Below are 13,234 nucleotides of genomic sequence, written 5' to 3'. Positions count from 1 at the left end.
CTCAATGCTCCCTGACCAGACCGGCGTACGGTCCGCCGGCCGCCACCAGTGCCTCGTGCCGCCCGCGTTCCACGACCGAGCCGTGTTCGAGCACCACGATCTCGTCGCTGTCCCGCACCGTGCTCAGCCGGTGGGCGATCACCACGCAGGCGCAGCCGCGCCGGCGCAGGTTGTCCATGACGGTCTGCTCCGTCTCCGCGTCCAGCGCGCTGGTCACCTCGTCGAGCACCAGGATGCTGGGCCTGCGCACCAACGCCCGCGCGATCTCCAGGCGTTGCCGCTGACCGCCCGAGAAGTTCCGGCCGTCCTGCTCGACCCGGCTGTGGATCCCGCCGGGACGGCGCGCGACGACCTCGTACAGCGCCGCGTCCTGGAGGGCGGCGGTCACCGCGTCGTCGGTGATCGAGGGGTCCCACAGCGCCACGTTGTCGCGGACCGTCCCCTCGAAGAGGAACACGTCCTGGTCGACGAACGACACGGACGAGGCGAGCGCTCCGCGCGGGATGTCCTCCAGCCGGCGGCCGTCAATACGGATCGCGCCCTCCCAGGGCGTGTACAGGCCCGAGATCAGCCGGGACACCGTCGACTTGCCGCTGCCCGAGCCGCCGACCAGAGCGACCTGCTGCCCCGGGCCGACGGTCAGCGAGAACCCGGTGAGCAGCGGCTCGTCGAGGGGGCTGTAGCCGAACGTGATGTTCTCCAGCTCCACGAGACCCCGCAGCCGCCGGGTGGAACCACCGGAGCCGGGGCGGTCGTAGAGCGGGTCGGCGCGGAAGTTCTCGACGTCCTTGAGCCGGGCCACGTCGGCCGCGAAGTCCTGGATGCGCCCGGCGACACCGTTGAGCCGGGTGATCGGCGCGGTGAAACGCGTGACCAGCGCCTGGAACGCGACCAGCAGACCCACGGAGACCTGCCCCTCGACCGCGCGCAGGCCGCCGATCCACAGGATCAGCGCGCTGTTGAGCATCGCCAGCGTCGGGGCGACCACCCCCAGCCACGCGCTCGGCACCCCGAGACGCTGCTGTTCCTCCAGCGTCGTGGCGTGCTGTCCGGCCCACTTGCGGAAGTAGCCGTCCTCACCGCCGGTGGCCTTCATCGTCTCGATCAACTGCAGCCCGGTGTAGGCGGTGTTGGTCAGCCGGGCGGTGTCGGCGCGCAGCTTCGCGGTGCGGGTCGCGCGCAGCCGGATCACCACGCGCATCGCGACCACGTTGAGCAGCGCGACTCCGATGCCGACGGCCGTGAGCTGCGGGTCGTACGTGTAGAGCAGCACGGCGTACAGGACGACGACGACCGCGTCCACCCCCGCGGCGGCGAGATCGCGCGCCAGGGTCTCGGCCACGGCGTCGTTCGACTGGAGCCGTTGCACCAGGTCGGCGGGGCTGCGCTGGGAGAAGAAGGTGACCGGCAGCCGCAGCAGATGGCGCAGGAACCGGGCGCTGGAGAGCGTCGAGGAGATGACACGGCCGCGCAGCAGGTTCGCCTGCTGGAGCCAGGTCAGCACCACGGTCAGCAGCACCGAGACACCCATCGACGCGAACAGCACGCCCAGCAGCGAACTGTGACCGCCGATCAGATACTGGTCGATGAAGGTCCGGCTGAGCGCCGGCACGGCCGCGCCCACCGCCACCAGCAGCAGACTCGCCAGCACCGCCACGGGCATCGTGCCCGAAGTGCCGCGCAGCCGGGCCGGCATGGCGCCCAGTACTCCCGGTCTGCGGCCGCCCCTGCGGAAGCCGGGGCCCGGCTCCATGACCAGGACGACCCCGGTGAAACTGCTGTCGAAGTCCTCCATCGGCACGAAACGGCGGCCCTTGCCGGGGTCGTTGACGAACACGCCCCGGCGTCCGAGACGGCGGCCCATGCCGTCGTACACGACGTAGTGGTTGAACTCCCAGAACAGGATCGCGGGCCCGCGCACCTCGGCGAGCGCGGCCGTGTCCATCTGCATGCCCTTGGCGGTCAGACCGTAACCGCGCGCCGCCTTCAGCAGGTTGCTCGCGCGCGATCCGTCCCGCGAGACACCGCACGCGATGCGCAGTTCTTCGAGCGGGACGTGCCGGCCGTGGTGGCCGAGCACCATCGCGAGGGACGCCGCACCGCACTCCACGGCCTCCATCTGGAGCACGGTGGGGGTGCGGACACTCTTGACCCGGGTCCTGGGCACGCTGCGCCGGGGCGGCGCGGCGCGGCGTCTGCCACGGGTGTCCGGCGCGGCGCTCACGGCAGGAGCCAGTCGACGGGGCGCTGACCGGCGAGCCGGACGGAGGCCGTGGCCAGGGTCATGGAGGTGAGCGTGTAGGGCGGCCCGTCCGCGGACGACCACTTCAGGCCGCTGCGGGTGGTGGACGAGCGGTCGAGCCTGACCAGGACGGCCACCGGCCTGCCCTTCTCGCTGAACTGCTCGCCCAGTTGGGTGTCACCGAGGTAGGCGGCGATCTGCTGGCGGGTCTGCACGCTGCGGCCCACCGTCTTCACGTGCCCGCGCAGCACGCCGTACCGCTCCGTGGGCACCGACTGGACGGTGAGGTCGACGGCGGCGTCGGCGGGAATGGCGGCGGCGCTCGCGGCGGAGACGTACACCGTCGCGTACAGCGGGTCTTCGGCGTGGGCCACCTTCTCCACGGCTGCGACGTTCGCGCCGGTCGAGATGATCGCGCCGATCGTGGCGGCCAGGGCGGTGACACGCCCGGCGGCGACCGTGCGGACGACGGCCGTCTCGCCCTGCGCGGTACGGACCTTCAGCAGGGGAGCGTTCCCGGGGAGGCGTTCGCCCTCCTTCGCGAGGACCGCGGTGACCTGCCCGGCGACCGGACTCTGGAGGATGTAACTGCCCTCGGCGTGGGTGAGGACGGCGGGCGCGCCGACGGTGGAGTCGACGGTGCCGGTCACGGCCCAGACGGAGGCGGCGGCCATGGCGACGACCGTCACGGCCAGCGCGAGCCGGCCCTGCGGGCGGGCGAGGCGTACGGGCAGGTCCAGTTCTTCGGGGGACCGCAGCTTGGCGAGGGCCTGTTGGCGGAACTGCACGGGATACTTCTCACCTGTTCGAGAGGCTGACGGCACCCGAGAGTCCCGGAGCCGGTGGGGCGGCTCCGGGACTCGGCGGCGTGAAACGCGATCAGAGACCGGCGACCAGGCCGGAGACCGGGGCGGTGTTCAGGCCGGTCACACCCTCGACGGTGCCGATGGCCGTGCCCAGGACGCCGGAGACCGGGGCAACGCCGTCCACCAGGCCGGTGACGGTGCCGACGGCGTTCAGCGAGAGGCCACCGGAGACGTTGTCGAGGTCGGCGTCGGAGATCTCGGCGGTCTCGACACGGGGGGTGGAGTTCATGATGGAACTTCCCTTCATATGGATATTCACAAGGGGGAGAGCGGCCCCCTCTGGGGGACAGACGACGGCCGCCACCGCGGGGGTGCGGCTCCCGTTCCCGGGAGCGGTGCGACCTCCGCGGTGCAACGGATCAAAGCACGGCCGCGGAGCGCGATTCCAATCAACCAGGGCTCTCACCTGGGAATTTGTGCTCCATGAGCGGTGAAGCGTGCAGGGGCGCACACGCGGCTGCGGCCACTTCTTCACATGCTGCGCGGCATTGATCCACCCGGACCCTTGCCACCCCCGCGCCGAAGGGGACAGTCCCGGCCCAACGGCGCGCGGGGGGCGCGCGACTGTGCAGATCCCCGGTCCGCGGTGACCTCCGTGAGCACGGGCTGTGCAGATTCCCTGAATCCAGGATTCCGCCTCCGCTCGTCGACACAGCGTCTTCGGCCGGTCACGGTCCGTGCCGGACGGGGTGAGGGTGTCGGCGGTCAGCCGAGGATCGCGTACACCGTGCTCGCCCGCGCGGCGATCTCCGCCGATCCCTCGGCGGTCATCGTGATGTCCGCGAAGGCCATGCGGCGGCCCAGCTTGGTGAGGACCGTCTCGATCAGCACGTCCGCGTCCGTCACCGCCCGCTGGAAGCTGGTGGACTGCTGAACCGTCGTCATGGGGACGAAGGCGCCGCGGGCGGCGGAGACCGCGATCACGGTCGCCGTGTCCGCGGCGGCCATCAGGGCCTGGCCGGAGAGTGAGCCGCCCTCCCGGGCCAGCCGCGCGGACCACGGCAGCCGCAGGACCGCGCGACGGTCGTCCAGTTCGGTCACGGACAGGCCGAGATCGAGCACCCAGGGGGCGAAGTTGTCGGCGAGGATCTTGTCGGCTTCGACGAGGGTCAGTGTCATACGGCGCATTGTTCCCCTCCCGGCCGCCGGATCCCCTCGTGCGACGGGGTGCGTGCCGGGCGGTGCGCGACGGGCGCCGCGGACCCGGCCGTGCCCGGCGGCCCGCCGGTGAAGGAAATGCCCTGGTTGTCCCCGCAATCGATGCCTTTGGCGACGTCAACTTCCGCAATTTGCAATGGCAGTTGAACAGCTCCGGAGGCACACGCGTATCAACCGGCAAGCAGGCGCCCCCCAGTCAGCTGCCGGACGCGGCACCGCCCCCGTCCCCAGGAGGTCAAGAGTTGAGTCACAAACGGATACCCAAGCGCAAGGCCGCGATCGCGGTTGGCGGCGTAGCGGCGCTCGGAGCGGCGGCTCTGCTGCTGCCCAACGCCAACGCGTCGCAGTCGAACGGGGACGCCGCCACTCCCAGAACCTTCAAGTCGAACGACGTCTCGGGCGTCGCCTCCATGCTGGCCTCCCAGCTGGGCGACGCGTTCGCCGGCTCGTACTACGACGCGGCGAACAAGCAGCTCGTCATCAACGTCGTCGGTAACAACAGCAACGTCGTCAACCAGATCGAGCGGGCCGGTGCCGTAGCCCACCAGGTGCAGAACAGCACCGCCGACCTGGAGGCCGCGGCCAAGACGCTCAGGACCGAGGTGTCGATCGCCGGCACCGCGTGGTCCGTCGACCCGAAGACCAACGAGATCCACGTGACCGCGGACTCGACCGTCACGGGCGGCAAGTGGAACACGGTGGAGTCGACCGTCAAGGGCCTCGGTTCAGGCGTCGCGACCCTCTCGAAGTCGGCCGGCACCCTCAAGACCTTCGTCGACGGCGGCGACGCCATCTTCGGCGGCAACGCCCGCTGCTCGCTCGGCTTCAACGTCACCGCCGGCGACGGCACCCCCGCCTTCCTCACCGCGGGGCACTGCGGTGTCGCCGCGGCCCAGTGGTCGGACGCGCAGGGCGGCGCCCCCATCGCCACCGTCGACCAGGCCACGTTCCCCGGAGCCGGCGACTTCTCCCTCGTCAAGTACGACGACCCGGCCACGCAGACGAACAGCGCCGTCAACGTCGGCAACGGGCAGAGCGTCCAGATCAACCAGGCCGTCGAGGCCGCCGTGGGCCAGCAGGTCTTCCGGATGGGCAGCACCACGGGTCTGCACGACGGCAACGTGACCGGTCTCAACGCCACCGTGAACTACCCGGAGGGCACCGTCACGGGCCTCATCCAGACCGACGTGTGCGCCGAGCCGGGCGACAGCGGCGGCTCCCTGTTCACCCAGGACGGCGGCGCGGTCGGCCTGACCTCCGGCGGCAGCGGTGACTGCACGGCCGGCGGCGAGACCTTCTTCCAGCCCGTCACCACCGCCCTGGCGGCGACCGGCGCGACGCTGGGCGCCGGTGACGCGGGAGCGGGTGCGGGCGACGCGGGTGCCGGTGACGCCGGTGCGGGTGCCGGTGACGCGGGTGCGGGCGACGCCGGTGCGGGTGCCGGTGACGCGGGTGCCGGCGGCGCGGTGGACCCGAGCGCGAGCGCCGCTGACCCGGGCGCCGGTGACGCGGTGGACCCGAGCGCGGGCGCCGACGACGCCGCGGGCGCCGGCCAGAACGGGACCCACCACAAGTCCCGCAGGCAGCACAACTGATCCGGTGCCGCGGCCCCGCTCCGGGCCGCGGCCACGGGTGACGGTCCGGACCGCGCGTCCGCCCCGTCAAGCCGGTCGATCCGGCGATCAAGAACCACTGACCGGCCAACGGAACAGGGAATTCCGGTCGACAGTGGACAGGTCCGGCCCTCCGGCGGGAGGGCCGGACCGCTCCTCATCCGCCCCCGGTCCCGCCGTGCGGCCGGACCCGCAGCAGGAGCAGGGCGACGTCGTCCGGCCGCTCCCGCGGGGCCTCCCCGTCCTGCAGGAGCAGGGTGTCGGCCAGCTCGTCCAAGGGCTGGTGACCGCTCGCCGCGAGCCGTCGCGCGAGATCGGCGAGGGCGTCCTCGATGTCCACCCCGGGGGACTCGATCAGACCGTCGGTGTAGAGGGCGAGCACCGAACCGGGGACGAGCGGCACCTCGGTCGTCGGATAGACGGCGTGGGCGTCGATCCCCAGCAGCGGCCCGCCCGCCAGGTCGAGCACCTTGACCTTGCCGTCCGGCCGCAGCAGCAACGGCGGCGGATGCCCCGCCCGGGACATCACGGCGACCTCGCGCGCCGGGTCCAGGCGCAGGTACAGACAACTGGCGAACCGCTCGGTGCCCAGGTCGATCAGCAGCCGGTTGGTGCTCCCCATCACCTCCTCCGGCGCCTGGCCGACCGCCGTGTACGCGCGGACCGCGGTACGGATCTGCCCCATCAGCCCCGCCGCCGTCACGTTGTGCCCCTGCACGTCCCCGATCACCGCCGCCGCCCGGCCGTTCGAGGTCACCATGTCGTAGAAGTCCCCGCCGATGTCCATGCCCTGCGTCGCCGGCAGATAGCGCGCCGCCGCCTCGACGGAGGCCAGCGGGGGCAGCGAGGCCGGCAGCAGCGCGGCCTGCAGACCGTGGGCGAGCTGGAGCTTGGCGTCGTAGAGCAGGGCGCGCTCCAGGGCCTGCGCGATCAGCCCGCTCAGACTGGTCAGCACCGCCCGCTCGTCGGCCGCGAAGTGGTGGGACTGCGCGTACCCGAGCACACAGGTGCCCACCGGCCGTCCGGAGGCCACCAGCGGCAGGTACGCCCACGCGCCCATGCCGTCGGGTGTGGCGTTCCGCGCCGGGTACAGCCGCTCCAACTGCTCGCGCGAGTCGAAGAACGCGGGCACACCGGTGTTCAGCGCCTGGGTGCCCGGGGTCTGCTCGCTCAGCGGCAGCCCGTTGAAGCGCTCCACGATGTGCGCGTCCGGATAACCGCGGTGCCCGAGCACGTGCATGCGCCCGGCCCGGCTGGCGAGCACGACCAGGGACTGGCTGCCGACGGCGGGCGCGATCTCGTCCGCCACGAGCTGCACCACGTCCTGCACGCCCGCCGCCTCCGTCAGCGCGCTCGCCAGGCTCAGCACATGGGAGATGGTCACCAGGCGGGGGCTGCCGTCGCGCCGCTGCGGTCCGGCCCGCGTCATCTCCGACACCGGCCGGGCCCGCGAGATCCGCACGCTCAGCCCGCTCGTACTCGGATACAGCCGGAACGACAGCCACTCGCCCGGCGGACGCAGCGCGACGAAGGAGGTCACGTGCTGGCTGATCAGCGCCGCCCGGTAGCGGTCCTCGTAGACCGGGTCGTTCAGCCAGGGCACGGCCGCCCACAACTGGGTGCCCAGCAGAGCGCTGACGGGCACCCCGAGCAGCTCGGCCGTCGCCGTGTTGGCGAAGCCGACCCGCCCGTGCAGGTCGAGGGAGCACAGTCCGTACGGCAGGCGCCCTACCATCCGCGCGGCCTCCACCGAGCCGAGCGTGCCGGCCGGCGCCATCGGGGACGGCGTGAGCAGGTCCGGCTCCGGGTGCAGCGGGCGGTTCTCCGCGACGGCCCGCTCCAGCCGCAGAGCGAGCCGGTCGCAGGCCGCCGTGAGGCGATCGCGCTCCCGGTCGGAGAGGTCCGGCGGATGCGAGCCGGGCCAGGTCACGTAGACGGCGCCGTACACCGTGGCCGGCGTCGCCACCGGAAGCGCGACGAGGGCGAAGGGATACGGGAGAACCACCGCGATCCGCGGAAACCTGCGGGCCATCTCCTGCTCGCCACCCACCCAGACCAGCCGCCGCCCCCGTACCGCCTCGGCGACCGGGATCGGCGCGTTGAGCCCCACGCGCTCCCACGGCGCGGCGAAGGCCCGCGGCAGTCCCGCGGACACCGTCATCTCCAGCACGGGCTCGTGGGCGGACAGCAGATAGACGGCTCCCGAGTGGGCGTCCACGTCGTCGAGCATCGCGGCCAGCGCCAGCGACAGCAGCGGACGTCCCACGGGGGCCGGCCGACCGGCCGGCGCCTGCGCGGTCTCCTGTCCGTCGGACACGGCGACCACCTCCTCGCGGGGCCGTCCACGACCTCCGCCCTTCCAGGGGACAAGGCTCCTCCCTGTGGGCCGATCGCGCACGGCGAGCGGGCCCGTCCACCCCGGCGGGCCGCCGGGCCGGCGATCCGCGTGCCGGACGGCCCGGACGTGAACCGTCACCTCTGTCGTGAGCGCTGTCGTCGGAGCACCGTGTGAAACACCTGAACCCCGGCGGATTCGATTTCGTTCGATCGGCCGTCCCGCACGGCCTTCACCGCAGGCCCGACGCGTTCGGAACGGTCACAGGGGCTGCGCCCGAGCCCGGGAAGCGCTGTAATGACGGCGTGGTCAGTGAGGGTGCTGCGGAACGCGGAACGAGAACGTCGCGTGCCGAACTCGCCCTGAAGACGCTCACCGCGGATCTCGACCCGCGCGAACGGCTGCACCGCCTGCTGGAGCAGGCACTCGTCTTCACCGGTGCGACCGTGGCCGCCGTGTACTCACCGAGTGTGAGGGGCGGTGAACTGCATCTGGCCGAGTCCGCGGGGGTGCCCAGGACGCTGTACGGGCTCCGCGACAGCTACCCCCTGTCCGGCGGCTCCCCGGCCGCCGAGGCCCTGCGCACGGGACAGCCGTGCTGGCTCGGACCGGATGAGCTGGCCCGCTGCGCCGACGCCCGGCGACTGGCCTCCCAGGACTTCTCACTGGCCGTCCTGCCGCTGCGGGACGACGGCTGCCTGGTCGCCGTCAGCGACGATCCCGCCGGCTTCGGCGACGAGGACCGCGCCTGCCTCGGGCTCATCGCCGAAGCCGTCGTCGTCCCGCCCGCGCCGCCGCCCGACACGGCGGCGGACCTGCCCGCCAGCTCGTTCAGCCTCGCCATGGACACCGGACACGTCGAGGTCGACCACGACGTGCTCGAACTGTTCGGACTGTCCGCCACCGCCTTCGACGGCAAGGTCGAGACCCTGCTCTCGATGGCCGTGCCCGAGGACCTTCCGGCCCTGATGTCCGCGGTCGAACCGGACCACACCTCCGTCGGCGACCGCGAGCTGGAGTTCCGTATCCTCCAGCCGTCCGGCGATCACAAGTGGCTCCGGCTGCGCGCCCGGCTGCTGCCCTCCGCCGAGGGCCGCCCCGCACGGCTCGTGGGCACCGTCTCCGACGCCTCCAAGCTGCGCTCCGGCCTGAACGACGTGGGCCGCGTCCAGCGCCTCGCCGCGTCCCTCGCGACCGCCGGCACCGTCCGCGACGTCGGCCAGGCCGTCGTGGCCGCCCTGCGCAAGCCCCTCCAGGCCGACCGGATCGCCGTCGCCGAACTGGAGGGCGACCGCCTCGTCGTCACGCTCCTGGACCCGCCGCAGCCCGAGTTCTGGCCCGAACTGTGGCGCAGCGAATGGCGCTCGGAGTGGCCCGACGCCCCCGTCCGGGCCATGCCCACGCTCGCCGCGGCGCTGAGCGAGGGGCGGCCCGCGATCTGGCCCGCCGGCGCGGAGCTGGAGTCCGCGCTCGCCGAGGTAGGCCCCGGCGGCCTCGCCGTCCTGCCGCTGCCCGCGGGCGGCCGCATGGCGGGCGCCTGCCTGATCGGCTGGGACACCCCGCACGAGTTCGGTCCCGAGGAGCGGGCACTGCTCACCGCCTCCGCCGGCCTCGCCGGGCAGGCGCTGGTGCGCGCCCACGCCTTCGACGCCGAGCACGAACTGATCGGCATGCTCCAGCGGACCCTGCTGCCGCGCCGGCTGCCCCGGCTGCCCGGCGCGGTCGCCGTCGCCCGCTATCTGCCCACCACCTCCGGCCTGGACGTCGGCGGCGACTGGTACGACGTCATCCCGCTTCCCGACAACCACGTAGCCCTCGTCATCGGTGACGTCCAGGGGCACAACGCCTCCGCCGCGACCGTCATGGGCCAGATGCGCACCGCCCTGCGCGCCTACGCCGTCGAGGGCCACCCGCCGGACGTGGTGGTCTCGCACGCCAACCGGCTCCTGCTCGACCTGGAGACCGACCTCTTCGCCACCTGCTGCTATGTCGACATCGACATGGAGGAGGGGTCCGCCTGGTATGTACGTGCAGGACATATCCCGCCCGTGCTGCGTCACCCGAACGGCCGTACCGACGTCCCCGAGTCGGAGACCGGGCCGCCCCTCGGCGTCATCCGGCAGGCCGACTTCCCGATGAGCCCGCTCAGGCTCCAGCCCGGCACCATCGTCGCGCTGACCACCGACGGTCTGGTCGAGTCCGTCGAGGTCGACATCGAGGACGGCCTGAAACGTCTCGCCGAGGGCCTGGCGGGCTCCGACCCCGCCCACCTCGGTCTCGTCGCCGACGAACTGCTCACCAGCGCCAACCGCAGCGACGACGTGGCCCTCCTGCTGATGCGGTACGACGGCATGGAGGTGCTGCCGCTCCGCGAGAGCTGGACCGTGTGGCGCGTCCCCGAAGCGGTCCGGCACGCCCGCCGCTACACCCGGCGGGCCCTGCGGAGCTGGGGTGTCGGCGCGCACACGGACGCCGCCCTGCTGATCGTCTCGGAGCTCGTCACCAACGCCCTGGTGCACACCGACGGCCAGGTCAGGCTCGACCTCACCCTCGTCAACCACCGCCTGCGCATCGCCGTCGCCGACAACTCGCCCCGCACGCCGATCAAGCCGACCAGCATCGGCTGGGAGGCCACAGGAGGGCGGGGGATCCTGCTGGTCGAGGCGATGTCGGCGACCTGGGGCACGGTCCCGGTGAGCGGCGGCAAGCAGGTCTGGAGCGAGATCGCGCTCGACTGACGAGGTGCACGGGATCGGGCCGGACCGGCGAAGTGCAGGAGATCGTGCCGGACCGACGGGGTGCACGAGATGGGGCGCCGGACCGGCGAGGTGCAGGAGATGGGGCCGGCCCGACGGGGTGCAGGAGATGGGGTCGGACCGATGGGGTGCAGGAGATCGGGCCGGACCGGCGAGGTGAACGAGATCGTGCTCGACCGACGAGGTGGAACCGTGCGGCTGCTGCTCATGTCCGACACCCACCTGCCCAAGCGCGCCCGGGAACTCCCCGCCGCGCTGCTCGCCGAGCTCCCCTCGGCCGACGTCGTGATCCACGCCGGGGACTGGGTGGACACCGCCACCCTCGACCTGCTGGAGGCCCGGTCCCGGCGGGTCGTCGGGGTGTACGGCAACAACGACGGTCCGGCTCTGCGGGCCCGCCTTCCCGAGGTCGCCCGTGCCGAGCTGGGCGGCCTGCGGTTCGGCGTCGTCCACGAGACCGGCTCCGCGCAGGGCCGCGAACAGCGCTGCGCGCGGCGTTTCCCCGACCTCGACGTCCTGGTGTTCGGCCACAGCCACATCCCGTGGGACACCACGGCGCCGACCGGCCTGCGGCTGCTCAACCCCGGCTCCCCGACCGACCGCCGCCGCGAGCCGCACTGCACGTACATGACCGCGACGGCGGCCGACGGCCGGCTCACCGAGGTGACGCTCCACCGGCTGCCCCCGCGCACCGGCTGATCCCGCGCCCACCGGGCCGCACGCGGGTCACCCGGGGCGGGCCCTCGCCGTCGTGGCCGGGGAGCTCGCCGACGCCCTCGGGCACGCGGGGCGGGTCGCCGGCGGCCGGGGGCGGCGCTGCTCACCGCGGATGGATCGCCCCGCCCCTGGCCGTCAGGGGCAGCCCGCTGCCGCCCCAGCGCAGCGCGACGATCTCCGCGGCCACGGACACGGCCACCTCCTCGGGCGTACGGGCTCCGAGGTCGAGGCCGACGGGGGAGCGCAGCCGGGACAGCTCGCGCTCCGGCACGCCGGCCGCGCGCAGCCGCTCCATGCGGTCGTCGTGGGTGCGCCGGCTGCCCATCGCCCCGATGTACGCGGCCGGGCGGCGCAGCGCCTCCTCCAGCAGCGGCACGTCGAACTTGGGGTCGTGCGTCAGGACGCAGATCACCGTGCGCGCGTCGGTCGTCGTGCCGCTCAGGTAGTGGTGCGGCCAGTCCACGACGACCTCCACGGCCGCCGGGAAGCGCTCGGGCGTGGCGAACACCGGGCGGGCGTCGCACACCGTGACGCGGTAGCCGAGGAAGGCCCCGATGCGGGCCACGGCGGACGCGTAGTCGATCGCGCCGAAGACGAGCATGCGCGGCGGCGGTGCGAAGGAGTGCAGGAAAACGGTGACGGCGTCCTCGCGCCGCTCACCGTGCGGCCCGTAGTGCCGGCGCCCCGTCGTCCCCTGGGCCAGCTCCCCCCAGGCGTCGGCGACGACGGCGACGTCCAGCCCCCGGGCCCCGAGCGACCCGACGACCCCGACACCCGCCCCCTGCGGTCCGCCCGGCACCCCCTCCGCCCCACCCGCCCCGCCCGGGCCAGAGGCCATACCGCCCGGCCCTGCCGCACTGCCGACTCCTGCCGGGTCGACCGGTTCTGCCGCCCTGTCCAGACCGCCGGACCCGGCCGGGCCGGATGCCGCACCGCCGGGGCCGGTTGTGCCGTCCGGTCGTGCCGTGCCGCCCAGGCCTGCCGGGCTGCTCGGGCCCGCCGCCCCGTCCGGACTGCCGGACCCGGCCGGGTCGGAGGCCGCACCGCTGGGACCCGCCGTGCCGTCCGGTCGTGCCGTGCCGCCCAGGCCTGCCGGGCTGCTCGGGCCCGCCGCCCCGTCCGGACCGCCGGACCCGGCCGGGCCCGAGGCCTCATCGCCGGGTCCTGCCGTGCCGCTCGGTCTTGCCGTGCCGCCCGGTCCCGCCGGGCCGACCGAACCCGCCGCCCCGTCCAGACCGCCGGACCCGGCCGGGCCAGAGCCCGCGCCGCCCGGACCCGCCCCGCCGCCCGCGCCGCCCGGGCCGCCCGGGTCTGCCGGACTCGCCGGGCCGACCGGACTCGCCGGGCCGACCGGACCCGCCGCGCCCGCCTGCCCCGTGGTGGTCGTCGAGCCGGGCGTCCCGGTTCCGGCCGGGGGCTCGTAGGGCCGGACGGCCAGCGTCGCGCCTCGTGGCGCCGGGCCGTCCAGTACGGTCGCCAGCGTCACCGGGCGGCCCGCCGCCACCGACTCGGCCACCGCGCCGAAGGCCGGATCATCGGCGGCCGAC

Annotated in this window: 9 protein-coding genes; 3 read left to right on the top strand and 6 right to left on the bottom strand. The window is 73.7% G+C overall.

Going from position 1 to position 13,234, the window contains the following annotated elements; genetic code table 11:
- Position 1: 1 nt before the first annotated feature.
- The 4 genes from ACFYYF_RS02475 to ACFYYF_RS02460 form a co-directional block, all read right to left on the bottom strand.
- Positions 2 to 2,224 (bottom strand): NHLP family bacteriocin export ABC transporter peptidase/permease/ATPase subunit, encoded by a 2,223-nt coding sequence (locus ACFYYF_RS02475; RefSeq protein WP_388770505.1) that lies wholly within the window; start codon positions 2,222 to 2,224, stop codon positions 2 to 4.
- Complete coding sequence (locus tag ACFYYF_RS02470; RefSeq protein WP_388770502.1) at positions 2,221 to 3,030, bottom strand: HlyD family efflux transporter periplasmic adaptor subunit; 810 nt, start codon at positions 3,028 to 3,030, stop codon at positions 2,221 to 2,223. The genes ACFYYF_RS02475 and ACFYYF_RS02470 overlap by 4 nt, the downstream gene beginning before the upstream one ends.
- Positions 3,031 to 3,121: 91 nt before the next feature.
- The gene (locus ACFYYF_RS02465) at positions 3,122 to 3,337 is read right to left on the bottom strand and encodes a type A2 lantipeptide (protein ID WP_361675305.1); all 216 of its coding nucleotides are present in this window, start codon (positions 3,335 to 3,337) and stop codon (positions 3,122 to 3,124) included.
- Positions 3,338 to 3,813: 476 nt separating this feature from the next.
- A complete protein-coding gene (locus ACFYYF_RS02460) occupies positions 3,814 to 4,227 on the bottom strand; it encodes a PaaI family thioesterase (RefSeq protein ID WP_365488116.1) in 414 nt (137 codons plus the stop codon).
- Between the two features lie 281 nt (positions 4,228 to 4,508).
- On the opposite strand from ACFYYF_RS02460, the gene ACFYYF_RS02455 reads away from it, so the two are divergent.
- Entirely contained in the window at positions 4,509 to 5,861 is a 1,353-nt protein-coding gene (locus ACFYYF_RS02455; protein ID WP_388770498.1) for a S1 family peptidase, read from the top strand.
- 175 nt (positions 5,862 to 6,036) lie between these two features.
- Here ACFYYF_RS02455 and ACFYYF_RS02450 read toward each other — a convergent pair whose 3' ends face one another.
- Positions 6,037 to 8,205, bottom strand: coding sequence for a SpoIIE family protein phosphatase (locus ACFYYF_RS02450; RefSeq protein ID WP_388770495.1), 2,169 nt, complete (start codon positions 8,203 to 8,205; stop codon positions 6,037 to 6,039).
- A 314-nt stretch (positions 8,206 to 8,519) separates the two neighbouring features.
- On the opposite strand from ACFYYF_RS02450, the gene ACFYYF_RS02445 reads away from it, so the two are divergent.
- Positions 8,520 to 10,952: a SpoIIE family protein phosphatase gene (locus ACFYYF_RS02445; RefSeq protein ID WP_388770493.1), complete on the top strand. Its 2,433-nt coding sequence runs from the start codon at positions 8,520 to 8,522 to the stop codon at positions 10,950 to 10,952.
- 210 nt (positions 10,953 to 11,162) lie between these two features.
- Positions 11,163 to 11,669 (top strand): metallophosphoesterase, encoded by a 507-nt coding sequence (locus tag ACFYYF_RS02440; RefSeq protein WP_361676245.1) that lies wholly within the window; start codon positions 11,163 to 11,165, stop codon positions 11,667 to 11,669.
- 121 nt (positions 11,670 to 11,790) lie between these two features.
- Here ACFYYF_RS02440 and ACFYYF_RS02435 read toward each other — a convergent pair whose 3' ends face one another.
- Positions 11,791 to 12,921: an XdhC family protein gene (locus ACFYYF_RS02435; protein WP_388771534.1), complete on the bottom strand. Its 1,131-nt coding sequence runs from the start codon at positions 12,919 to 12,921 to the stop codon at positions 11,791 to 11,793.
- Between the last annotated feature and the right edge of the window lie 313 nt (positions 12,922 to 13,234).

Source organism: Streptomyces sp. NPDC001914 (genome assembly GCF_042891215.1).
Taxonomy (GTDB): Bacteria; Actinomycetota; Actinomycetes; order Streptomycetales; family Streptomycetaceae; genus Streptomyces.
This window is presented reverse-complemented; position numbering and strand designations above follow the sequence as displayed.